The sequence below is a fragment of the Psychroflexus torquis ATCC 700755 genome (assembly GCF_000153485.2).
In the GTDB taxonomy this organism is placed as follows: domain Bacteria; phylum Bacteroidota; class Bacteroidia; order Flavobacteriales; family Flavobacteriaceae; genus Psychroflexus; species Psychroflexus torquis.
Genome location: NC_018721.1, coordinates 3162134 through 3184855, shown reverse-complemented (window position 1 = coordinate 3184855; position 22722 = coordinate 3162134). Strand labels below are relative to the sequence as shown.

Below are 22722 nucleotides of genomic sequence, written 5' to 3'. Positions count from 1 at the left end.
AAATATCACAAAAACAGTGTAAAACAGTTAGTAATTCGAAAAAGCAATGCTGTATATAGTTTTGATGATTGGATAATTGGTTTTAAACTAAATGTCTACGCGATGTATGGATTGACTGCCGTGTTAATTCCAACACTGATAGAAAATGCTTTTGGACGTGAAGTCAATCTTATCTTTGGAATAGAAGGCAAGCCAGAACTCACCCCTTATGATGCTTCAAAGTGAGCGGTTTATAAGCTTACTGATGATATCGCCGTAGATCTTAAAAATAATAGTGTGAGAATAAATAGGCTTGATCCTAGTTGGTTTCGGACTGGTTTAGAGGAAATTCAAATGCCGATTATGCTTTAGAATAAGTTTTACCAGTGGCAATTTTTTCAGTTTTAATCGAAAATGATGGTCCTAATGGTCAACTTTTTTCAGCAATTGATCACGATCTAAATATTGAGGATATTAAGAAGAACTGAAGTGAAAAAGAGCTTTTTTCTTCAGTATTTTTGAATAAACTTATAATTTTCAAACTTTTATAATCAAACTTTTATTTGAAATTATTGTTTACAAATGATTTCCATAAGCCAAAGACAATAAACGTTTTGATATTTTGTTTTTAGAAAACACCTTTTAAATTTAATATTATGCTTAAACTTCATATCATACTTTTTTGGATAAGCGGACTAGCTTTTGGGCTTATGGTCTGTGCCTATTTTTCTTGTCCCCACTGGAAGTTGGCTATGCCGGTCATGTTATTAATTTCAGTTGTCGCTGGTCGCATTGGATACAATAAAAAGGAAGAGCTAGAAAACACATAGGCTTTGACATTGTGACTAAAACTTTTGTGAAATAAATGACTTCACTTACAAGGTAAAAACCCATGCCTATTTGTTTTTTTGGCTACATCCTTGGTTGGTATGAATTTTTTTAGAAATGCCTGAGACACATTAGAATGAAATGAGTTGAATCAAAAAACCGAGCTAAAAACCTCTCTTTTCTCTATTATTTTTTGATAGTATCCCTCTAGGCTTACGGATTTATAAGCTAAATTTTTAGTTGTTTTTTTGATTGATAATTTAGTCTTCAATTTATTGAATACCGCCCTGAAGCTTAAGTTAGTTGTAATAAGGACTTAAATGGTGAATAGTAAGTAAAGAATTTATTCTATAAATTCTAATAATAATAAATTAGAGGTGTATTTTTACCAAGGTAACACCATATACGGTCTACAAGATATACAGGATTATAGAAAATTAATCACCTTAATAACTATACTACTTTACAATGCTATTAGCTAAATTTATATTTCAAACTATCCTAGGTTGGTCAATTAAGGGTCAATTTTATAAAGACACCCCAAAGACTGTTGTTATAGTCTTCCCTCATACAAGCTGGCATGATTTCTTTGTTGGTATATTCACGAGGAATATTATAAAAGTGCCCATTAGTTTTGTGGGCAAAAAGGAACTTTTTGATTCTCCATTGGGTTGGTATTTCAAATGGATGGGTGGAGTACCTATTGAACGGTCCTCCAAGCAAAATAAAGTGGAACAAATTGTAAATATGTTTCACTCTAAAGAAAAATTCCATCTCTCTATAGCTCCCGAAGGAACAAGAAAGAAGGTAGAAAAATGGAAGAGTGGATTTTACTACATCGCTCAAGATGCAAAAGTCCCAATTACCGCAGTTGCCTTTGATTACCCTACAAAAACGGTCAAGATTTCAAAACCCTTTTACACGACAGGCGATTATGAAAAGGATTTAAAAGAGTTACAGAAATTTTATGTGGGAGTAGTCGGTAAGGTTCCGGAATACACTTGATTTATCAGGTTAGAATTGAGGTTGACATGTTTTAAATGGTCTACCTGAACTTATCTAATTGACACATTAACAGGAGATATACTACTCAGGAGCTGAAACGATCGCGACGTTTATGGATACAACGATCTACAGATTCCAAACTAGTTTTTTCACGCTACTAAAGCCAACGCATTTATCTTTAGTAGCGTGAAAATAAAAGTTGACTCAAGCATTTATAATGAATTGATTACGTCTTTCTATTCACTAAAAAGAGGCTTTTTTTATAAACGCTTTAATCCTTAGGTACGCTTTGCTTTTTTAGCCAATTTTGCAGCCTTTTTTTCTTTAGGAGTTAATGCTGCCTCTTTTTTTACATTTTTCTTTGAATCTTGAGATTTGGCCATGGTATTATAGTTTAAATTTTGTTTTTAAATTTTGAATAAATGTAGTGAATGAAATGATGCACAAGATATTTTACGAATGTTTAAATTTTTAAAACATATGATGTCGCAATAAATCGTTTTACCGAAACGAATTCGGCATAGGCTTTTTTCACCTATTTTTTAACAAATACAATTACTGTAACTAAGGCCATGCTTGTTGTTTTTAACTTCAATCCATCAAAAAAACTGTGCTGAGCTACGTCGTCGTATAATTCAATTTATTTATACAACATTATAAATTTAATTTGGTGTAACTCATCCTTTTTAGAGTCTGTGAGTATATTAAAATTCCAATATTCTTTATTTCGTAGAAACCTTATAAACATTGCAACATTAGCTTTGCTTTTTGACAACCACTTTTATGAATTTTAAAAAACTAAAAAAACTGAGCTAGAGTATTTCATTGCTCAGTTTTAAACACTAATCTTATGTTGTTAAACAACTTCTATTGCTTTATAATTTTAAAGCTATGTTGCACTTGTTCCGTAAATAATTTTATGATATAAGTACCAACAGTAAGCGAAGCTAGGTCTAGTTGTAAACTATCTGAATTGGTATTTTTAGAATATACTTCTTGCCCTAAAAGATTATAGATTTTTATACTATCTATTAAAGACTTGTAGGAAACATTTAAAACATCTTTTACTGGCATTGGATATACGGTTAAGGCATTAGTGTCGAACTCACCAGTACTTAAAGACGTGTCTATCTGTAAGGTGAAATCTAAAGCTTGTCCAAAGCCAGAGAAAACTCCTTGTCCAAAAGGATTGAATTGTATACCGCAAGGGTTTATTTCGGCAGGAGAATCAGCATCTTGATATGTTTTTGTAAGTCTAATGCGTGTTGTGCCTAATACCGCATCAGCTGGGACAGTAATAGCAATAGAAACTGAAACACCATCGCTACCTGTGGAGTTGGTAAGTGTTCCTATTTCATAAATTTCACCCGTATCGTCTAAAACGTCATTCTGGTTCCAATCAATAAAAGCAACAATATCATTGTCAAAATTACCAAATGTATTACCGGAAACTTCAATCGTATAGGTTTCGTCTTGAGCTATATCTACCACATTCGCTGTTTCATCGATTAAAACATTGGCCAAGTCTGCATTTGATATACTGGTTCCTGCAAAATCAACTGATGTTATTTCTTCCACAGAAACGTCGTTAGAATCTGTAATCTCACAATACGGTAACGGGAAGTCTTGGGCCTGAACGCTAAAAGTTAATAGTACAAGTGCTAGAGTAATTTTTTTCATAAATCGTTTATTTTAAGTTGCAAGCTACAAAAAAACAATTGCATTTAAGATGTCCGTTTTAAGCGTATGGACTTGATCAAATGATATAAAAACCGCCTACCCATAGATGCTTAAATGAAGGGATAAACAATTAGTACTAAAAGAGTACAACAGAATTTATTATTGGATTGAATAGTTTTGCCATATAATCACAAAGTAAATTCGGACATTTAGAACTTATCAGCCAAATTTTAAACATATCGTCAATGGCTTTTAAACTTACCTATTGATCACCCCTGATGGAGCTAATGATTTATGTAGAGGAGGGTCTTATAGTTTTATTTTCAACCTAAATTTCCAACTCCCTATACTCTACCCTATCCAGAATCTCTTCCATATCAGAATTGACTTTTGGATGAAAGAGATCGGTGCTGAGTGTATGGGTGTAAAGTTGATCTTTGTCGTAGTAGAGGTTTAAAGGATTTTCCACTAATTTTTCAATCGAATCATTATCCTATTTTTAGTAGAATTTTCAACTTAACAAGCTCCCATATCTTATAACTAATTAACCATTGTCTTTTGATGTATATGATCAGTTTTGATGTTAAGCATGACAAATATCATTTCGAAACTTTATGGAGGCTACTATATTTAGAATATGATTCTTACAATATATAAATCATAGTAAAAATTAAATTTATAAGTTTCATCATCTTCAGTTTACTTTTTCTAGGGGTAGCACAAACATTGGAAAATTTGGATTACATTTTTCCATTTCATGAAGATTTAGCCGCTATCCAAAAAGGAGATCAGTGGGCGATTATTGACACTGGTGATGGCATTATTATCAACTTTAAAAGTGATTTAGTAAGCACAGTATTTAAGTATGCAACCTATCCTATTTTTAGGGACGGTCTGTGCTTAATAGAAAAAGAAAAGGATGGTATTGTTTATTTTGGTGATATAAACACTCTAGGCGATACAGTCATTGAGCCAAAATTTTTAAATGCTAGCAATTTTAAAGATGAAAAGGTTATCGCATTAAAATTAAAAGATGCCAAAGAAATAATGTGGGGACTGAAAGTAAAAATTACTATGTTTTAAATAAGCATATTTTAAAATCACTTAAACTTTTGCCACAAGAAATCATTTTATTTTCAGGACTTGCTTGAGTCACAGTAATTACTGCTCACCTTATGACGTTTTCTAGTGGAGGTATATTGTATTTATTGATAAATGATATAATACCCGAGAGTAAGTTAGAAAATAATTATCTCACATCACTTGGTGCCACTCTTGGATTTTTAGTAGGAATCGTAGGCGAGAAGATCATTTAAAAATAATAAATGAAAGAAAGAAAGACTTCTTTATCACACATAGAGTCTATATGTTTTTTCATTTGGGTTTATATCTATTTTTTTTGCCCCATTATTTGGTTAATGCCAATTTAAACCTATAAAAAAAGAAGGCTACTAAAAAAGCAGCCTTCTTTTTTCCTTAAAGAGACTTTTCTGACAGCCTCTTCTATAATCTATCGTATTGCCCTATGTCTTATGGACAATTTTCATATAGATCCTGTATATTGTTTACAGGAATGAAATTAGTTTCGAAATTAGTTCCATACACAGTTCTTATGTCAATACCTTCTTTAACCCATTTCCAGTTCATATCAGTTATCAACCCATTTCGCATTTCCTGCCCATCTTTTATAAAAGTGGATGGATCGAAAAGATTTCCAATAGTTAAATCATAATTGGATCCGCCACCAGTTACATTGAGATTGGCGTCGAAAGGATTGAGTAGATAAAAAGTGAAATTTGATGGTGCACTTTCAATAGTAACGTTTTTTTCAACACCACTACCAACAACCCCATTACAACGGGTATTTATGAAATTTTGATTGGGGTTAAATGCTTGATTTGTATTTGTATAAACAACTACCATTGTATTCCCAGATTGTTCTTGTACACTTGCAGCGTCACCTGAAATCACATAGCCTGTACCAGGTAACCAAAATTTGAAAGCGTGGTCATAACCACCACCTCTAGCCATTGGCTCAAATTTGAAATTCAAGAAACCTGTATTGATATCAGTAGAAGTCGTTGTGTTTATAATAAAATCATTGTAATCACAATCGTTGCCACCATCGTTATCATTGAGGTCCTCCCAAGCAATATTATAGGAATTACTAAATACGTCAAAATCTCCAACACAATTTTCATTGAGGTGAAGGTAGTCTTTTTCATCATTGACCATGTCAACTCTATCCAGCGGCATAGTTCCTTGGAATGGCACACCGTTTACAAATAGCTCTATGAAATAAGACTGATCTACAGTAGGTATACTAGGGTCATAAGGAAATTTCAAGCAAAGAAGTTCGTTAGACACATCTCCAGTATTAAAATCACCATCAGCTGAGCCACTCCAGATTAAATCTGATTCTGTAGTTTCATTTTCATTTGGATAAATAAAGGCCTCTAATGTAGCTACTTCATGTCCATCTTCAGGATCACAAAAGTTAGCAAATATGCATAAATTTTTCACTTCTTTTATGCTTATATCCCAAAAGACAAAACCAAATTGAGGCGGTGTGAATTCCTCCACACAAAGCACTTCCAATTCATATTCAATTTTTCTGAAATTTTCTACAATGACGTCGAAAGGTAACGGCTTATCAACAAATTGACCGAATTCACTACCTTGTGTAGGTGTAGCGTAGAGCGGATTATCATCTGCGTCATAAAGCTGACAACTAGTTACTTCATAGCTACCCGGATCGAGTTCTATCAAGTCTGTTTTAACATTATCTCCCCATTCCCTAAGGTCGATGGTGTAGCTAACACCAGCCATTTCAATTACGGCATAGGAGGCTAAAGCCAAATCACAAGATTCACCATTTTTAGCATCATCACTATTGCCATCGCCTACTCTATTACCAGTATCACCATTACTTACTCTGTCACCGGTAAATAAAAATTCAATACCACCTTGTTCTTGTTCTATTGCATCAGTATCATCCTGATCACAGGAGTATAAGAAAATCATTGCAATACAAGCCGTAAAAAAACTGAAAGTTTTAAGTAAATTCTTCATAATTCTATTATTTTTTAGGTTTTAAAATTTTTTAATAAGGGCCCAACACTATTTTTGTTCGAAGGTGCTCTAATGAGTTTTTTCATGATTAATGCTTTATTTTCCATAAATTTAAAACCAGAAATTAGTCTTAAATAAATTTTAACACAATATATTTAATTTAACAATTAATAAATATAATTATAGACTACTTTAAAATAAGTGTTTATTACTGTTATTATCAGTAAAATCAATCAATAGACACTAAAAATAGGTTTTAAAAATCTTAAAATAAATGAAATAAATGTGTATAAAATAATTTTATTTTTTTAACGTTTAATTAGCAATAATAAAGTATTAATAGTTAATAATGATGAACTTCTATTTTTTTATAAGAATTATCATGAAAGTTATGAACTTATAAAATCCACTTATTCCTAAAGAATTATTTTTGAAGTAAATCGAGTAAATTTAATTGGTGGAATAATTTTTTTCATCAGCTTTTATATTTACCCATTAATAAGCCGTTGATTTATGTAGAGGAGGGTCTTATAGTCTTATTTTCAACCTAAACTTTCAACTCCCTATACTCTACCCTATCCAAAATCTCTTCCACATCAGAATTGACTTTTGGATGAAAGAGATCGGTGCTGACTGTATGGGTCTCAAGTTGATCCTCACCAAAGTGAGCTTTTAGTAGATTTGAAATCCCCTCTTCCTTTAAGTCATCATCCAACCACTGATTGACTTGCTCAATATTTAAAATAACAGGTTGACGATTCTTTTTGTTATGGATTTTAGCAAACAAAGGAGAAGCCTCTTGAGTTAGTATAGTAAAGGTGACTTTATTGTCTATGCGAGTATATAACCCTGCAAGGGATAACGAACCTTTTAACTTAGGCTTAAACACAAATGGATACTTTTTACCTTTAAGATCGTGAGGCTCAAAAAAGGCAGAAACAGGAACAATACAACGCTTTGAATAAATGGATGGTCTATATAGAAAGTGCTCAAAAGCCTTCTCAGCTCTTGCATTAAGGCCACCTCCAAACTTTACCGCATTTTTATAATAGGCTTTTTTAGCTCACTTACTTTTTTGTTTTCTGGAGCAATGCCCCAAGTCGCTACAGCTAGGACACTAGGTTTCTCTTGTGGGATGATAAGAAATTGCGAATGTGTAAACCCATTGATATGGTAACAGGGCTGGTCGAAAAGCCCACGCTGACTTTCATCGCTGAGTTTGACCTTATATTGCTTTTCGATTTGCTCTACCTTTTGGATTTGAGAGGTATGGAAACACATGAAACCTAAATTTAAACCCAAGATATTAAATTTTGACTACCCATTAGACTGGTTTTGTGAATTTGGATAATTGAATAGAGTTTTATACCAAATTAAACCTATAATGTCGCAATAAATCGTTTTACCGAAACGAATTCGGCACAGGCTTTTTTCGCCTGCTTTTTATCAAAAATAATAATCGGAAGCGTATATGTAGGGTGAATATATTTACGATCATACTTGACTGAATGCGCATTTGAAATGGAGGATTATAAACTTAGTCCCCCTTTTGCAAATAGAACTCTATTTAAAACCCTAAAAACAAACATGTAAAATACTATTTAAATGAAATAAAAATGCATAACAATGTCTGTGAGTCATTGTTTGTTGTCGTCTAATTTGAAAATTCCTTCAAAATTTTCTCTAGTTCATCTTTGTTTATTAATTTAGTTACTTAACCACGTAAACTAACCATACTTATCAAGTTGCCCCTTATTAAAAATTAGGTTGTTCAACACAGGCAAAAACAAAATTGATTTATGACAAAATATAAAAAAATTAAATTGAAGATAAGCCAAAGGGTGAGCGATCATTTAATCCAAGGCTTCCTAATTTTTCTAAGTGTCTTTTTTGCTTTCTGGCTTACAGAATATCGAGAAACACAAAAAGATGCAGAAACTCTGGAAATTTCCATACAATATATTGCTTCCGAAATGAGGTATAATCATATCAGAATTGAATCTATATTTGAATATCATACTAATTTGCTGACAGAAATTGATAGCTTAAGAAAACTAAGCGATTCCAATTGGATGCAACTAGATGGTAGTGATTTAACAAATTGGAAAGGGTTACAGACACCGCTCCTACGTTCAACGGCATATCAAACATATCTCAACTCAAATATAATAGATAACGTAGAATTTGAATTTGCAAAGTCATTAACCAGGGTTTACTATGCGCAATCTATTATCGAGCGTCTTGATAACTCGTTAATCGAATCTATCATAACGGATTCCGAAGGGTTAACGGGCTTGCCAAGATTAAGAAATTTAATACGGGCCTATTTGTCAACTTTGCCAGAGGTAATGAGGGAATATCAACGAGCTAAAAAGGATTGGCTTGATAAATATGGGTACGATATTAATATTAAGAATGATGGACTTAAAAAAGAAGTAAATAGAAGGATAAAAAATAATTAAAAGATCAATATAACGAAATAACAGTGGGTAACATCTAGCGGAGCAAATAGCTACTAAATGTTAAATCCAAAGTTTTTATAGTGTTAGAAAAGTAAAATTTAAACTGAAAAACAATCATTTCGATAGATGTTATGGGTGACCTTAACTGATTAGTTATTTTAAAATCAATTCATTTAAACCCTCATAAGAAGATAAACCCATAATACAATGGCTTTACGAATAAACGCTGGATGATATGCTCTAGTTTTAGTGATTGATAAATAGTTCGTTGGATATTATAAATGAAAGTGTTAGTTTAGATGAAAACGAAACAACGTTCTAAATAGATATATACCCTATAATGAAGATTTGAATAGGGTTTATACTGATGTTGGCAAACATTTGAGAAAAATTAAATGAAGATAATTCCATCAGATAAAATTGAAATATTGACAACACTTTCCAATCCGGAAGTTAGAAAAATCTTGACGGAAAATATTCGAGCAAAAAAAGGACTGACTATTGGATTTAATAAACCGAAAGAAAACAAACTTTTTGAAGGAATTTTTGAGCAAGACAGGTTTGAAATACAACGAATAATAACTGGACGAAATTCATTCCTTCCTCAAATTAAAGGTCAAATTCAATCAAATATAAACGGAACAAAATTAATTGCGAATCTTAAAGTTAACACTTTTGTAATTGTATTTATGATATTTTGGCTGACTTTCATCGGATTTGCATTTGTTATGGGGATTATAGGAGTTGTAAATCAAGGAACGAATCCTTTTCTATTGATTTTTCCCTTAATTATGATTGCGTTTGGAATTGGATTAGTCCATTACGGATTTAATAGCGAAAAGGAAAAGTCTATTAATGACCTGAAAAGAATTTTAAACGGACAAACTACATAAAATAACGATTTGCCAACAAAGTACTGTGGCGAAAAACAAGTAAAAACTCATTAATTTTTACTAGAGTACTTTTATATTCTTTATCATACATCAACCCTGATTTTGCAATGGCAAAGGCATGTTTTAATAGCATATTACATACCGCAATTAGTGCTGTTTTTTTGCTCTTTCCTTTGGCTACTATTCTTTCATAAAGATCTCTACAAGCCTTGTTGTATTTACAAGCATTAAAACTGCACATAAATAATAAATTGCAAAGTTTTTGGTTGCCTATTAGTTGCTATAATTCAACGTATCTATAAGTGCTAATAGGTTATTCTTTAAGCATTTATAATAGAGTGTACTCTAATATTGTGATTTGAGAGGTAGTTTAATTACTCCTGAGATTTCATAGTTTATTAAAGCATGTCTTTAATGTTAAAAATAGTAAGACGATAAAAAGTTCTTATGTTAATTATTTGATAAAATGGATAGCGCAACTTATTGTGTTATCCATACGGTTACCTGAAATACCTATCAGAATGGTTAAAGACAAAGATTTTAGAGTCATAATTCCAAAGCAACAGTATCAAGTTCTCAATTTTAATACAGATGGATTGCCAGGTATTGCAGTTGTGAATAAAAGTTTATCAGAATTTAAACCGAAAGAAGTTTTTGTTTGGCATTGTTCGGTAATGGTGCAATGTGAAAAGCTAATCGAAAATGGAATGCCATCACGAGAAGAAGTTGAAATATTGGACAAATTTGGCGATTTTCTCGATGACAAAATAAAAGGAGCTGATAAGAAAAAACCAAACGGACTTTTTCTCGCAAGAATTACGGGGAATAAAACTCGCGAATTAATATGGCGGATTTTTAACCCAGTAATTACGAATGACTTTCTTACTGACTTAATAGAACGAGAAGACCATATTCGGAATTTTGATTATCGTATTGATGAAGACGAAGATTGGAAATTAACCGAGTGGCATCTGAAAAAAAGAAAATAAAGTACAGCAGGTAACTCGTTATATAATTAACCAGACCGATAGGGTCGTTCTGGCGAGTTGCTTTGGACACTGCTTATCTGGAAATTCCTTCCGAATTTTCTCTAGTCCGTATTTGTTTACTAAATTAGTTACCTGATTATACACATCAAGTTGTGCATAAGCTAAAAGACTGCAAAATGAAAGAAACTGTTGAATTAAGAAATAAACCTGAACTTAAAATAATTCTGAATCAGAACGAGTTTGAAATTATTGATGCTTCCGAACCCAAAAACAGTGGAATCTACTCATTCGGACATATAAAAAAAGTCAAATTAAATGCAGAAAAAACGAATTGGTTATTTTCAACTTTCACCATTATTGTGGACTTATTTACTGGAATCGCAGGAGGTGGAAAGTTTAAGGATAAAGCAAATCTGGAAGTCGAAATGGCAAATCAGAATTTAAAAATATGGCTGATAGATGCGGATTTTGAGAAAGCGAAAAAAGTTATTGAGATACTAAACGGAAAAAAACAAAATCTAAAGGGCATTTAAGGGAGTTGAAAATCCAACTGTCGAATTTAGCTTGACGAATTATTAATTTCCAAAAATAATGAATTGCGAATATACCACTCAATACGAGGGAATTGATAAGCAGAACGCAAAAGCCTATGTTCAACAACGGCTTAAACAAATAGGGCGGAAAGTGTTAAGTTTAAAAGCTAGGGTAGATTTGAGAAGACCGCCATTTTTTTGATTTGACTTTACCGATAAGAAGATAAAATAAAAAGTTTGGCTGAGTGCTTTTTCAAAAGTTCACTACTTTTCAACCCAGCACTAACCATAGCCAGGTCGTTATGCTGCCACTAAAAAAAGACACCTAAGAAATTGATATGGGCTTTGGATTTAACTTATTCTTGATTTTCATTCTTGTTCCATTAACAGGAATACTATTAATAGCTTGGTTACTATCCAGAAAATTGTTGATTGGAAAAATACTTGGTTTTATTTGGCTAGGAATATTTGGACTTATATTGCTCGTAGGTATTATTAATTGGTTGACCTCAAAAACAGAGTTAAACAAAGATGACTATTATGGAGAATATGTAGTTAATAGAGATTATTTTAGAGGCGAACAAACTGATTGGCAATACAACCATTTTAGATTTGAAATTACTGATGCAGACTCTATTTATTTCTACGTCACGGACAAACAGAAAACATTAAAAACCTATCAAGGGACTATCAAAACGACCGACCCTAAGAATTATAACTCAGAACGACTTATAATTGAAATGGAACAACCCACTCAACATATTTTGACAAGTAATCCGACAACATACAGAAATGCTTGGAGTTTTTATTTGGTGTTTAACTCGCCAAAATTTCACAACTTATTTTTCAAGAAAGGAAAATGGAAACCAATAGATTGAAAAAAATAAAAGCCGACCACACAACAAAACCTAAACACCATGCCCTACGGGACGCATGCGTTTAGCTAAACATTGTGCTTCATGAAAATAAACCAATGAACAAAGAGTGTATTAACATAATGAAACAAACAAAACGGCTGAAACTAAGTCGTTGGCAAACTATTGACCACTATTTCATTGTGATCTTCATTCTTCTAATTCCAGGACTTACTCTTTTCTCATTATTTGAAATCTACGTTACGGACAGTTATGACGGTGTGAGATCTGCAGACGAACTCATTTCAACAACTTGGCCATGGTTAATCCCTGCTATAGTATTTTACTTTATTCAAAAAAGAAGACTGAGATTTAGAGAAGTAAAAGTTGAACACACAGACCAAGAATTTTACGAAGCCATTGAAAGAACAGCCAAGGAATATGAATGGCAAATTGAACCCAACAACAAAAATATTTTCCGAGCATATCGACCTTGGAATTGGCCAGGCAGTTGGGGAGAAATGATTACCATAATCAAAGACAAAGACCGACTTCTATTGAACAGTATTTGCGACCCTAACAAGTTAAGTTCTGTAGCTTCATTTGGTTGGAATAAGAGAAATATTGACACTTTTCTCAAAAACCTTGTTGACCTCAAGAAAGATATTCCTCTTCAAGAAAAGACAGAGAAAGCAGAAAAAGAGTGGACTTTAAAGAAATTTCTAATTCGATTTTTCGCTTATCCCTTCTGTTTGTTTCTCATTGGTTTTGGTATTTACATGATTTTCAATCCAGTCAATTGGAAATCAGCTGGAGCAGGAATAGGTGCGATGGCAATTGCTTCAACTTATCTCTACTCGGATTTGAAGACGATAATTAAAAAAAAACACGAACGCGTAACAAAGAACTGAGGTAAAAACAACTCTTTTTTCCATTAATTTTGAGGTCCTATTGTTCTAGGCTCATGGATTCATAAAACTGATTCTTTGAGCTTTTTTTATTTTTTTTCTCTATTTATTTAGGCAACACAGAAACGTAACTTTCATCATACGGCGTGCCTGATTTAGCAATTACAAAAGCTTGGTTCAACAGCTTATTACAGTCCGCAATTAATGCTAATTTTTTCTCTTCCTTTTGGCTACTATTCTTTGATAAAGATCTCTGCAAGATTTGTTGTACCTGCCGGCAGGTAGGTTTGCAGGCATTAAACGAACATAAAAATAATACCAAATTATATTTATAATGCCGTATGAATAAATTGAGTTATACTATGACGTGGCTCAGCACAGGTTTTTTGATTGATTGAAATCAAAAATAACTAACATAGCCTTAGCTACGGTGATTATTTTTGATGAAAAGCAGGCGAAAAAAGCCTGTGCCGAATTCGTATCGGTAAAACGATTTATTGCGTCATTATAAGTCTAATTTGGTATAACAGATTGCTTAGCTATTTTGGAGTGATGGTGCCACTTTGAAAGATCTTACACTTTTAGCTAAAATTTACTTTTTTTCATTCTTCAAAATTCCTTTTTTTAATCAAATTACTCATCTTTAAAATTTAATAGAAACTAAAGTCAATTTCTTTACTGACTGCCTTAATTTTATAGCTTCTCAAATTTAGAAAAGTGATTATTTAGAAATCTAAAAATATCTTTCTCTAATTGAAAAACAATCATTTCAATAGCTGTTATAGGTGGCCTTAACTGTTTAGCTATTTTAAAATCAATTCATTTAAACCCTCATAAGGAGATAAACCCATAAATCATTAGCTCTACAAATAACCGTTGTATAATAGAATAGAGTTTTAGAGAATAATAAAAAGTCCAATGGATACTATATATGAAAGTACTAATTTAGTTGAAAATAAAACATGGTACTTAACAGATATATACCCTGTACTAAAGATTTGAATAGGGTTTATACGGATGTTAGGTGCAAGCTGAAAAAAAAGAAAAACCCACCACACGGTCAAGCACATTTCATTTTGCTCGTGCCTCACAAAATAAAAAGAGCTTGCCCTTACCAACGCCACCCACTCAAATAAACTTTCATAATCTACATTTGTACAACAACATTTTTGGACTTTACAAAAAGACAAATTAGATTCTACTCTACTTTACAATATTTACATAATCATCTTTTTCATCTGTTAACTTTTTGTATATTTGTCAGTAAGTGTCTATTCACATACTGACAAGTCAATAAATAACATAACAATCAATCGATATGAAATCTTTTGGAGAATTAATCAGAACAAAAAGAGAAGAGCAAAAAATGCTTCTCAGACACCTATCCGCATCTTTAGATATGGATATGGCTTTATTAAGTAAAATTGAAAGAGGTGACCGTTTTGCAAGAATTGAACAAGTAGAAAAAATTGCAGAGGTATTAAAAATTGATTTACAAGAACTAAAAAGTATTTGGTTGGCAGATAAGATTTTTGATATGGCGAATAAAGAAGAAACCGGATTAGAAATTTTAGACCTTGCTATCAAAAAGGTAAACAAAACTATAAAAAATAAATAATGAGCATACTTAAACACGAATCAGAAATTTGGGAAACTGCTGACCTACTAAGGGGTGCAGGAATAAAAACAAGTGATTTCCCTAAATATATGATGCCTTTCTTTGCCTTACTAATGGTAGAAAGTAGATTAATAAGAGAATCTAAAAGAATGGTTGATGATGGCGAAAGTCAAGACAATATGGATGAGTTTGTAGAGATTTTTCAATTAGAAGGATTAGGCTATAACGATTTTGTAATTCGTGAAGGAAAATCATTAAAAGACATTTGTAAAAACGATAAAACCTTTGATGTAGATTTTCAATCTTACATTAAGTCTTTTGATGCCGAAACCAAATATTTATTGGGTGTAGATAAAGGAACTGAAGAAGAAAAGTTTTTAGATATTTCTGGAATTAGTGGTTTGCTCAAAAAGAAAAGAATACTTTTTAATACCGTTAAAACTTGGAGTGCTATAGACCTAACACCTTATAACAATTCCGAGATTACTACGCTTGAAGAACATATAAAACGTAAATGGGCAGACATATCTGCCGAAACAGCAGGAGAACAATATACACCAGACGATATTATCTCGCTTATTACAGAACTCATTGCTACACGGATAGAAGATAACGAACAATTTTTAAGTATTTACGACCCTACTTGTGGTGGTGGTAACTTACTATTTGGTGTAGAAGATAAAATAAACAAAGAATTTAACAGACCTACCTCTACTTTCGGAGAAGATTGGAGCGATAGTTTATACGCTTTAGCCAAAATAGAAAGTAGATTTAGACAAGATTCTACTATAAAATATGGGAACACCTTAACCGATATTAATTTTATAGAAAAACGTTTTGATGTTATTGTAGCCAATCCTCCTTATGGTGTTGATTGGAAAGGGTTTAAAAAAGATATAGAAAACGATACTACCGAACGATTTATTGATTTACCCTCTATTTCTGATGGGCAATTTCTATTCACACAACACATTTTATATCAATTAGAAGATGATGGTTTTGCAGTAGTGGTGCACAATGGTTCTACTTTATTTAGTGGTGATGCAGGAAGTGGCGAAAGTAATATACGTAAACACTTTTTTGAGCAAGATTGGGTAGAAGCAATTATACAAATGCCTACAGACGAGTTTTTCAATACAGGTATTTACACCTACTTATGGGTATTCAATAAAAATAAAAAAGCAGACAGAAAAGACAAAGTAATGCTTTTAAATGCCAGTGATTTATTTGAAAAATTAAAAAAATCGAAAGGGAAAAAGCGTAAGAAAATGAATGCCGATAATAGAGCCGAAATTGTAAAAGCATTTACCGATTATAAAGAGAATGAGTACACCAAAATATTCGACAAATGGGAGTTCTATTTCAACAAACAAAGTATAATGCTTACCAATGTAGATGAAAACGGAAAATCGATAACAATGCCTACCAAAGAAAATAGAGAAGGCGAATTGGTTGAGCAAAAAAGCATTAAAATAGATGCCAGTAGTGTACTAATTTTAGATTCATTTAAAGAAAATGGAATGAAAGCCATTAACCAAATGGAAACTACCGAATACCCAGAAGACGAATACCAAAACCTAAAAGAATATTACGATAAACATTACAAAAACTATGTAGCCGAGTTCAATTACAAAGCAGATGCTTTTGCAGTATTAGATACCAATGGTAATGCATATACTTATAACACAAGCATAGAAACCATTATAGAAACGACTAAAAAACAAGTAGAAACCGAATTAGGAAATGGCAAAATAGTAGTAAAAGCAAGTTATAAAAAAGCCACCAAAACAAGGGAAGCAAAAATAGAAGTAGCCGTAACCTTAACCAAAGACCTACAAAAAGATTATGAGATTATAAACTACGCACCCATAGAAGCAACCAACCAACAAAACATTGCCAATTTTATGGCAAAATATATTACCAAACCTTTTGAGTATATAGACAATGTAGTAGGTGTAGAACTCAACTTTAACAAAGTGTTTTATAAATCCGAAATACTAAGAACAGTTAGCACAATTACTGCCGATTTAAATAGTTTAGAAAATGATTTGCAAGACTTAGAAAAAGAATTAGCACTATGATAAAATATGATACATATAAAGATAGTGGTATTGAATGGTTGGGTGAGATTCCAGTGCATTGGGAAGTAAAAAGAGTAAAAGAAATATTTAATCTTGTTAGAGGGAAATTTACGCATAGACCAAGAAATGACCAAAGAATGTATAATAATGGCACATTTCCTTTTTTACAAACAGGTGATGTAGCAAAATCTTCTAAATACGTTTTACAATACAAACAAGTGTTAAATGAAAATGGTATTAAAGTTAGTAGGCAATTTAAAAAAGGAACTTTAGTGATGACTATTGCTGCAAATATTGGAGATGTAGCCTTACTTGGGTTTGATGCTTATTTTCCTGATAGTTTAGTTGCTTTTAATACAAAACACAACATAAACTTTTACTATTACCTTTTATCTGTTACTAAAAGTGAACTTGATACAGTTAAAATTACAAATACACAAGACAACCTTAATTTGGAGCGTTTGAATAGTTTGTTAAAAATATGCCCACCACTTTCAGAACAAACAATCATTGCAAACTACTTAGACAAAAAAACAACAGCAATAGACCAAAAGATAAACTTACTTACCAAAAAAACTGATAAATATAAAGAGTTAAGAAAATCTTTAATTAACCAAACGGTTACAGATGGTTTAGATAAAAACACCATTTGGAAAACTTATAGGTTAAAAGATATTGGGCAAATTTATAGCGGTTTATCAGGGAAAAACGGTGATGATTTTAAAAAAGAAAAAGACCCTAACAATAGAGGTTTTATACCATTTACTAATATTGCCAACAACACATATTTAGATGTAGAGCACTTGAGCAAGGTTATTATTAGCCCAACAGAAAATCAAAATAAAGTACAAAAAAACGACTTATTCTTTTTAATGAGTTCAGAAGGATACGAAGATATTGGAAAGTCAGCAGTACTTAAAGAAGATATACCAGAAACATACTTAAACAGTTTTTGCAAAGGGTTTAGAATTACAAACACCAATGTAGATGCTTTCTTTATCAATTACCTTTTATTAAGTGATGATAATAGAAACAAAATGGTTATTCAAGGAAAAGGCTTTACACGAATTAATTTAAAAATTGAAAAAGTAAACAACTTTTCAATTACTATTCCTTCAACTAAAGCAGAACAAACAGCCATAGCCAACTATTTAGATGAAAAAACGAGTACAATAGATGCGATAGTAAGCAATATAGAAAGACAAATAAACCACCTAAAAGAGTTGCGTAAAACGGTGATAAATGATGTGGTTACGGGTAAAATAAAAGTCATATAAAACTATGAAACAAAAAATAATGACCATAATTCAGCAGAATGTCAATTTATATCGTACTTTTGCAGTATTGTTATCTGTTAGTATAGTTGTTAAAACTAACTTCAGATTATTCAACAAGACACTATTTTATAGTAACAATAATACACCTCCTAGGCTTACTCCGGTAGCACACTTAGGAGGTTTCTCTTTTTATACAGGGGTATGAAAAAGAAAGCCTACAATAAAACCCCATTGTCTTTAGCCGACCAATTACAAAGTTTAAAAGACACAAAAGGTATCGTTTCAGATGATGACAAAGGAAAAATATACGATAAAAAGCCATTGTCTTTTACCCAGCAATTACAAAAATTAAAAGACCGTAAACTTACCATTTCAGATGATGATAAGGCATTGCATTATCTTTCTCAAATAAGTTATTATAGGCTAAGCGCTTATTTTTTACCGTATCAAAAAACAAAAGATACTTTTGATGCCGGCACTACTTTTAAGCAAATTATTGATACGTATTCTTTTGACAGAGAATTACGCTTATTAGTTTTTGATGCTATAGAACGAATAGAAGTTGCTATTCGTACTCAAATAATTTATTGTATGGCAACACATCACAATAACAGCCATTGGCAAGACGACCAAAATTTATTTATACAACCTTTTACAGTAAAGGCAGGTTTTACTATAGACCCATACTCAGATTTTCAAAATATTATTTCAAGGGCAAAAGAAAAAAAAAGACCAGAGGTATTTATTAAACATTATTTAGATAATTACGATACACCTTCAAACCCACCTTCTTGGATGTGTTTTGAATTATTAACCATTGGTGAATTATCCAATATTTATAGAGGCTTAAAAAATAAAGATGATAAAAAGCGTATTGCTAGTGAATTTGATTTACACCCAACCATATTTACCTCCTGGTTACATTCATTAACTTATGTTCGTAATATTTGTGCACATCATTCTCGCTTATGGAATAAAGATTTAGCAGTAGAACCCGAAAGATTAAAAAAGCCTGTTGGCGATTGGTTGAGTGATAGATATTCAAATAATAACAAAAGAACCTTTTATTTATTAAGTGTAATTAAATATTTTTTGGCAAGAGTAAACCCAAACAATAGCTTAACCAAAAAATTAGAAGCATTAATTGCTAAATACCCAAACATTCCTGTTCAATACATAGGTATTCCCACAGATGAAGATGGCAACTTATTAGAATGGAAAGAAGAAGCAATTTGGAAATAAAATAGCATTATGAAAGAACTAGACCTACAAGACAAATACATTATTCACTTTCTTTGCGAAAGACCAGATGGTTTACAATACAAAGAAGCAAAAGCAAATACTGTTTCCAAAGATTTTTTTATTAATGAAGATTTAAAGAACTTTATTTCTGAAACCTCTTTAAACAAAGCCAATTACCGTAAATTATTAAAAAAATTCAGTTCAGAAAAGGAGTTATTATCAGAATTTACAAGCTTTCTAAACGATAAAATAAAGGCTTCTGCAAATATGGCTTTGTTTATAAATACTTATAAATCGGTTACATTTAAAGGAGTAAAATTACATCTGTTTTATCCAAGTGATTCTGTTACACAAGGCGACACATTGTTCGACCAAAACATATTTACAGTAGTACAAGAATTACCGTACCGTTTTAGTTTTGAAGGCAAACAGATTTTTTCTTTTCGTCCAGATTTATCATTCTTTTTAAATGGTATGTTTTTAGGCTATAATGAACTTAAAAGCAACTACAACAATCAAAATGCTCGTAATAACGGACGTAAAAAAGTAGCCAAAGATTATTTAGAAGCAGTGCAAGAGTATTTACAAATTGCAGGAAGTAATGATTTATCACAAACTGTTAGAAAAGACTTTTTAAAAATATTTGAAAAAGCAATACATATTACTTCTACAGATGTAAGCGAAACCTATATTATTCGTAATATTTCCAATCAGTTTGATGAAATAAAAAACACAGTAAATAACGGTAGTTATGATTTTGAAGACTATTATAAAAAAACAGAAAAAGACTTTAAAACCTATCCTGTAGTTAACACAAAAGGGAATAAAACTGAACGGTTTGAAGAAGTATTTAGAGCCTTGTTTGATAAAAAAATGATAGAGAAAGAAATACTCTATTATAACTTTATTGAGCGTGAGTTAATTAAAAAAGACAATAGTAAAACAAAAGAATACAAGCATAATGATGGTCGATTAATAGCACCAAGACCCAAACAGAAATTCGGTACAGATAAGATATTGAGTAAAATAGATGAGTTTTTAGAACACGAAAACGAGCCAGATTATTTTATTAATAAACTACAAGAAGAATTAAAATTTAAAGGCATTGGAGAAGCCCAAATAAAAGAATTAATCGACAAACGATTAAAATACCAAAACAATAAAAATGTGTATTCTTTACTATTACAATATGCAGCAGGTTTTGGTAAAAGTAATATTATAGGTTGGTCTGCCTTACAACTAAAAGACCTTAGACGTGATGGAGAATATATTTACGACAAAGTAATACTGGTAGTAGATAGGTTGCAACTTAGAGACCAATTAGACTCTAAGATGCACAATATGAATCTTCAAAAAGGTATGTTTTTAGAAGCCAATGACCGCAACAGTTTTTTAAAAGCAATGAGTTCTGACATAAGAATTGTAATTGTAAATGTTCAAAAATTTGCAACCGTAAATGACATATTAGACGAATCAATAGTGGAGCACCTTTCTACGTTAAGAATTGCTTTTTTAATAGATGAAATTCACCGTAGCAATAGTGGAGTGCAACACGAACAAATGATAAGTGTTTTTGATGAACTACAAAGTAGTTTTGATAAAAGTAAAACATACATATCAAACAATAAAAAAAACTTAATAGTAGGTTTTACAGCAACACCAAGCGACCATACATTAGCACGTTTTGGTGAGTTTAACAAATATGCAGAAGCCGAGAAAATATGGATTCCATTTGATAGCTATACAATGCGCAATGCTATTGAAGATGGCTACATATTAAACCCAATAAAGGGTATTGTTCCTGTGTCTGCCAAAATGTTCTTTGAAATTTCAGATAGTGAAATAGAGGGCTTTGAAGACGATTTGGGTTACGAGCATAACATTCCTGACAATACAGAAACTGGTGTAGATGAATATGGTAAAAAATATGCTATCCGTAAAAAGAAGATTTATGCCAATACAAACAGAATAGAGGCTATTTCTAAATTTGTGGTAGAAAGATTAATAACAGTTGTATATCCTCAAATAAGAAGAAAAGCAAAGGCAATGTTAGCCGTTTCGGCTATTTCATCTGCAATAAAATATAAAGGGTTTATTGACAAATACTTCAAAGAACTTACACAAGATAAGAAATATGAAGAATACAAAGACACGCCAGTTTTTATAGTCTATTCAGATAGTCAAGAACATCAAAGATGTAGCAGTCTTAACAATGGATTGAGTGAAGAAAAAGTATTGCAAAATTTCAAATTATGTAAAAACGGCTTAATCATAGTAATAGATAAACTGCAAACAGGATTTGATGAACCTAAATTACAAACCCTTTTTCTTGACAAAGAAGTAAGAGGTATTAATGCAATCCAAACAATATCAAGAGTAAATAGAACTATGAAATACAAAAATGATTGTAAAATCATTGACTTTTCATACAAAAACAAAAACGTAGAAAACATAAAAGAAGCCTTTGCACATTTTAGTAATGTAGTAGTTTCTGACTTTGACCCATTGGGTGATGAAGAGAGACTGATAGAGTCTTATAACGATTTAAAAAAGCATACTTTATTCAAAAATTTATTTAATGAGTTTAAAAAATATCATCTTTCTAATGATAAGGATATAAACATCATTCTCAATCTTGAAAATAGTTTTGAAGATTACATATTAAATCAAAAAGAAGATGCAAAGAACCTAAAGAAAATCATTAATTCTTATTTCAAAATATTAAACCTAATAGAGTTTGTCATTGATTTAGATGCTAAATACAGCGAAAAATTATTTTTAGATTTCTGGCGTAAATTCAACCAAGAGTATGCAAGATTAAACAGACAAGATGAAATTATTGATGATGTAGAAATATACTTTGATAATAAAATAGGAATCTTAGCACCAAAAGATTATGAAGAAAAAGTAAAATCTAAACCATCTATTGTTGGCGAACCACAAGGCGAATATAAAAAATACAAATATGATATATTAAAAGTCATAGAAAAACGGAATCAAGAAGAAGAAACCATTTTAGAATTGATAGAAGAATTTGAGAAAAAGATAACAGATTTCTTTTTATATATTCATTCAGACAATAACGGCAAAAGATTAATGGCAAAAATAAGAGATGAAGGCTCTGTGTTTACACAAGATGAAATTTACAATGACTTTTCAAAATTATATAGAAAATATACAATCAAGAACAAAGACTTAGGTAAGTTTTTCATTAAAGAAACAAAAGACATTCTATCTCAACTTTGTGATGATTTTGAAAGAACAGTAAAAATGGAAAGAACGAGATAAGCCAACGCAAGTT

At 31.5% G+C, this 22722-nt stretch carries 20 protein-coding genes and 2 pseudogenes; 15 read left to right on the top strand and 7 right to left on the bottom strand.

What is annotated here, in order from left to right; genetic code table 11:
- Positions 1-102 precede the first annotated feature (102 nt).
- The 3 genes from P700755_RS21035 to P700755_RS13675 all read left to right on the top strand — a co-directional run bounded on the left by P700755_RS21035 (position 103) and on the right by P700755_RS13675 (position 1812).
- Entirely contained in the window at positions 103-225 is a 123-nt protein-coding gene (locus P700755_RS21035; RefSeq protein ID WP_281013744.1) for a hypothetical protein, read from the top strand.
- Positions 226-635: 410 nt separating this feature from the next.
- On the top strand, positions 636-809 hold the full coding sequence (locus tag P700755_RS20310; RefSeq protein WP_015025240.1) for a hypothetical protein: 174 nt from the start codon (positions 636-638) through the stop codon (positions 807-809).
- 466 nt (positions 810-1275) lie between these two features.
- On the top strand, positions 1276-1812 hold the full coding sequence (locus P700755_RS13675) for a 1-acyl-sn-glycerol-3-phosphate acyltransferase (RefSeq protein ID WP_015025239.1): 537 nt from the start codon (positions 1276-1278) through the stop codon (positions 1810-1812).
- Between the two features lie 867 nt (positions 1813-2679).
- On the opposite strand, the gene P700755_RS13670 is transcribed toward P700755_RS13675, so the two are convergent.
- Entirely contained in the window at positions 2680-3492 is an 813-nt protein-coding gene (locus P700755_RS13670; protein ID WP_015025238.1) for a T9SS type A sorting domain-containing protein, read from the bottom strand.
- Between the two features lie 328 nt (positions 3493-3820).
- A complete protein-coding gene (locus tag P700755_RS20080; protein ID WP_157609308.1) occupies positions 3821-3961 on the bottom strand; it encodes a hypothetical protein in 141 nt (46 codons plus the stop codon).
- Between the two features lie 257 nt (positions 3962-4218).
- Between P700755_RS20080 and P700755_RS13665 the strand changes: the two genes are divergently transcribed.
- Entirely contained in the window at positions 4219-4575 is a 357-nt protein-coding gene (locus tag P700755_RS13665) for a WG repeat-containing protein (RefSeq protein WP_245535944.1), read from the top strand.
- Between the two features lie 447 nt (positions 4576-5022).
- Here the strand turns inward: P700755_RS13665 and P700755_RS13660 are convergent, their stop codons facing one another.
- From P700755_RS13660 to P700755_RS20845, 3 genes are all read right to left on the bottom strand, one after another.
- Positions 5023-6564: a DUF4842 domain-containing protein gene (locus P700755_RS13660; protein ID WP_015025237.1), complete on the bottom strand. Its 1542-nt coding sequence runs from the start codon at positions 6562-6564 to the stop codon at positions 5023-5025.
- A gap of 547 nt (positions 6565-7111) precedes the next feature.
- A complete protein-coding gene (locus P700755_RS20850; RefSeq protein ID WP_245536057.1) occupies positions 7112-7531 on the bottom strand; it encodes an SOS response-associated peptidase in 420 nt (139 codons plus the stop codon).
- 65 nt (positions 7532-7596) lie between these two features.
- Positions 7597-7845 carry an SOS response-associated peptidase family protein gene (locus tag P700755_RS20845; RefSeq protein ID WP_245535943.1) on the bottom strand — a complete coding sequence of 83 codons (249 nt, stop codon included), beginning with the start codon at positions 7843-7845 and terminating at the stop codon, positions 7597-7599.
- A gap of 518 nt (positions 7846-8363) precedes the next feature.
- Here P700755_RS20845 and P700755_RS13650 point away from each other — a divergent pair.
- On the top strand, positions 8364-9026 hold the full coding sequence (locus P700755_RS13650; RefSeq protein WP_015025236.1) for a hypothetical protein: 663 nt from the start codon (positions 8364-8366) through the stop codon (positions 9024-9026).
- Between the two features lie 395 nt (positions 9027-9421).
- Complete coding sequence (locus P700755_RS13645; RefSeq protein ID WP_015025235.1) at positions 9422-9919, top strand: hypothetical protein; 498 nt, start codon at positions 9422-9424, stop codon at positions 9917-9919.
- On the opposite strand, the pseudogene P700755_RS13640 reads toward P700755_RS13645, so the two are convergent.
- A pseudogene (locus P700755_RS13640) lies at positions 9912-10193 on the bottom strand (hypothetical protein); the annotation flags it as partial. The gene P700755_RS13645 and the pseudogene P700755_RS13640 overlap by 8 nt on opposite strands.
- A 247-nt stretch (positions 10194-10440) precedes the next feature.
- Between P700755_RS13640 and P700755_RS13635 the strand changes: the two are divergent.
- The 4 genes from P700755_RS13635 (at position 10441) to P700755_RS13620 (ending at position 13206) form a co-directional block, all read left to right on the top strand.
- Entirely contained in the window at positions 10441-10908 is a 468-nt protein-coding gene (locus tag P700755_RS13635) for a DUF695 domain-containing protein (protein WP_041758382.1), read from the top strand.
- A gap of 176 nt (positions 10909-11084) precedes the next feature.
- Positions 11085-11441 carry a hypothetical protein gene (locus tag P700755_RS13630; RefSeq protein ID WP_015025232.1) on the top strand — a complete coding sequence of 119 codons (357 nt, stop codon included), beginning with the start codon at positions 11085-11087 and terminating at the stop codon, positions 11439-11441.
- A gap of 338 nt (positions 11442-11779) precedes the next feature.
- Positions 11780-12319, top strand: coding sequence for a hypothetical protein (locus P700755_RS13625; RefSeq protein ID WP_015025230.1), 540 nt, complete (start codon positions 11780-11782; stop codon positions 12317-12319).
- 119 nt (positions 12320-12438) lie between these two features.
- Positions 12439-13206, top strand: a complete 768-nt coding sequence (locus tag P700755_RS13620; protein WP_015025229.1) for a hypothetical protein — start codon at positions 12439-12441, stop codon at positions 13204-13206.
- Positions 13207-13309: 103 nt separating this feature from the next.
- Here P700755_RS13620 and P700755_RS20840 read toward each other — a convergent pair.
- Positions 13310-13519: pseudogene (locus P700755_RS20840) on the bottom strand (IS110 family transposase); the annotation flags it as partial.
- Positions 13520-14521: 1002 nt separating this feature from the next.
- Between P700755_RS20840 and P700755_RS13615 the strand changes: the two are divergent.
- The 5 genes from P700755_RS13615 to P700755_RS13590 all read left to right on the top strand — a co-directional run bounded on the left by P700755_RS13615 (position 14522) and on the right by P700755_RS13590 (position 22709).
- A complete protein-coding gene (locus P700755_RS13615; RefSeq protein ID WP_015025228.1) occupies positions 14522-14821 on the top strand; it encodes a helix-turn-helix domain-containing protein in 300 nt (99 codons plus the stop codon).
- Positions 14821-16902, top strand: coding sequence for an HsdM family class I SAM-dependent methyltransferase (locus tag P700755_RS13610; protein ID WP_015025227.1), 2082 nt, complete (start codon positions 14821-14823; stop codon positions 16900-16902). The genes P700755_RS13615 and P700755_RS13610 overlap by 1 nt, the downstream gene beginning before the upstream one ends.
- Complete coding sequence (locus tag P700755_RS18830; protein ID WP_015025226.1) at positions 16899-18179, top strand: restriction endonuclease subunit S; 1281 nt, start codon at positions 16899-16901, stop codon at positions 18177-18179. Before P700755_RS13610 ends, P700755_RS18830 begins: the two co-directional genes overlap by 4 nt.
- Before the next feature lie 201 nt (positions 18180-18380).
- Positions 18381-19421, top strand: coding sequence for an Abi family protein (locus P700755_RS13595; RefSeq protein WP_015025224.1), 1041 nt, complete (start codon positions 18381-18383; stop codon positions 19419-19421).
- A 9-nt stretch (positions 19422-19430) separates the two neighbouring features.
- The gene (locus tag P700755_RS13590) at positions 19431-22709 is read left to right on the top strand and encodes a DEAD/DEAH box helicase family protein (RefSeq protein WP_015025223.1); all 3279 of its coding nucleotides are present in this window, start codon (positions 19431-19433) and stop codon (positions 22707-22709) included.
- The last annotated feature ends 13 nt before the right edge of the window (positions 22710-22722 follow it).

What these genes read in the sequence shown, in the direction of transcription:
- P700755_RS13645 (WP_015025235.1), top strand. Translation starts at nt 9,422, where the DNA reads ATGAAGATAATTCCATCAGATAAAATTGAAATATTGACAACACTTTCC.
- P700755_RS20310 (WP_015025240.1), top strand. Translation starts at nt 636, where the DNA reads ATGCTTAAACTTCATATCATACTTTTTTGGATAAGCGGACTAGCTTTT.
- P700755_RS18830 (WP_015025226.1), top strand. Translation starts at nt 16,899, where the DNA reads ATGATAAAATATGATACATATAAAGATAGTGGTATTGAATGGTTGGGT.
- P700755_RS13620 (WP_015025229.1), top strand. Translation starts at nt 12,439, where the DNA reads ATGAAACAAACAAAACGGCTGAAACTAAGTCGTTGGCAAACTATTGAC.
- P700755_RS13610 (WP_015025227.1), top strand. Translation starts at nt 14,821, where the DNA reads ATGAGCATACTTAAACACGAATCAGAAATTTGGGAAACTGCTGACCTA.
- P700755_RS13675 (WP_015025239.1), top strand. Translation starts at nt 1,276, where the DNA reads ATGCTATTAGCTAAATTTATATTTCAAACTATCCTAGGTTGGTCAATT.
- P700755_RS13650 (WP_015025236.1), top strand. Translation starts at nt 8,364, where the DNA reads ATGACAAAATATAAAAAAATTAAATTGAAGATAAGCCAAAGGGTGAGC.
- P700755_RS13590 (WP_015025223.1), top strand. Translation starts at nt 19,431, where the DNA reads ATGAAAGAACTAGACCTACAAGACAAATACATTATTCACTTTCTTTGC.
- P700755_RS20845 (WP_245535943.1), bottom strand. Translation starts at nt 7,845, where the DNA reads ATGTGTTTCCATACCTCTCAAATCCAAAAGGTAGAGCAAATCGAAAAG.
- P700755_RS13660 (WP_015025237.1), bottom strand. Translation starts at nt 6,564, where the DNA reads ATGAAGAATTTACTTAAAACTTTCAGTTTTTTTACGGCTTGTATTGCA.
- P700755_RS21035 (WP_281013744.1), top strand. Translation starts at nt 103, where the DNA reads ATGTATGGATTGACTGCCGTGTTAATTCCAACACTGATAGAAAATGCT.
- P700755_RS13630 (WP_015025232.1), top strand. Translation starts at nt 11,085, where the DNA reads ATGAAAGAAACTGTTGAATTAAGAAATAAACCTGAACTTAAAATAATT.
- P700755_RS13615 (WP_015025228.1), top strand. Translation starts at nt 14,522, where the DNA reads ATGAAATCTTTTGGAGAATTAATCAGAACAAAAAGAGAAGAGCAAAAA.
- P700755_RS13595 (WP_015025224.1), top strand. Translation starts at nt 18,381, where the DNA reads ATGAAAAAGAAAGCCTACAATAAAACCCCATTGTCTTTAGCCGACCAA.
- P700755_RS13635 (WP_041758382.1), top strand. Translation starts at nt 10,441, where the DNA reads ATGGTTAAAGACAAAGATTTTAGAGTCATAATTCCAAAGCAACAGTAT.
- P700755_RS13670 (WP_015025238.1), bottom strand. Translation starts at nt 3,492, where the DNA reads ATGAAAAAAATTACTCTAGCACTTGTACTATTAACTTTTAGCGTTCAG.
- P700755_RS13625 (WP_015025230.1), top strand. Translation starts at nt 11,780, where the DNA reads ATGGGCTTTGGATTTAACTTATTCTTGATTTTCATTCTTGTTCCATTA.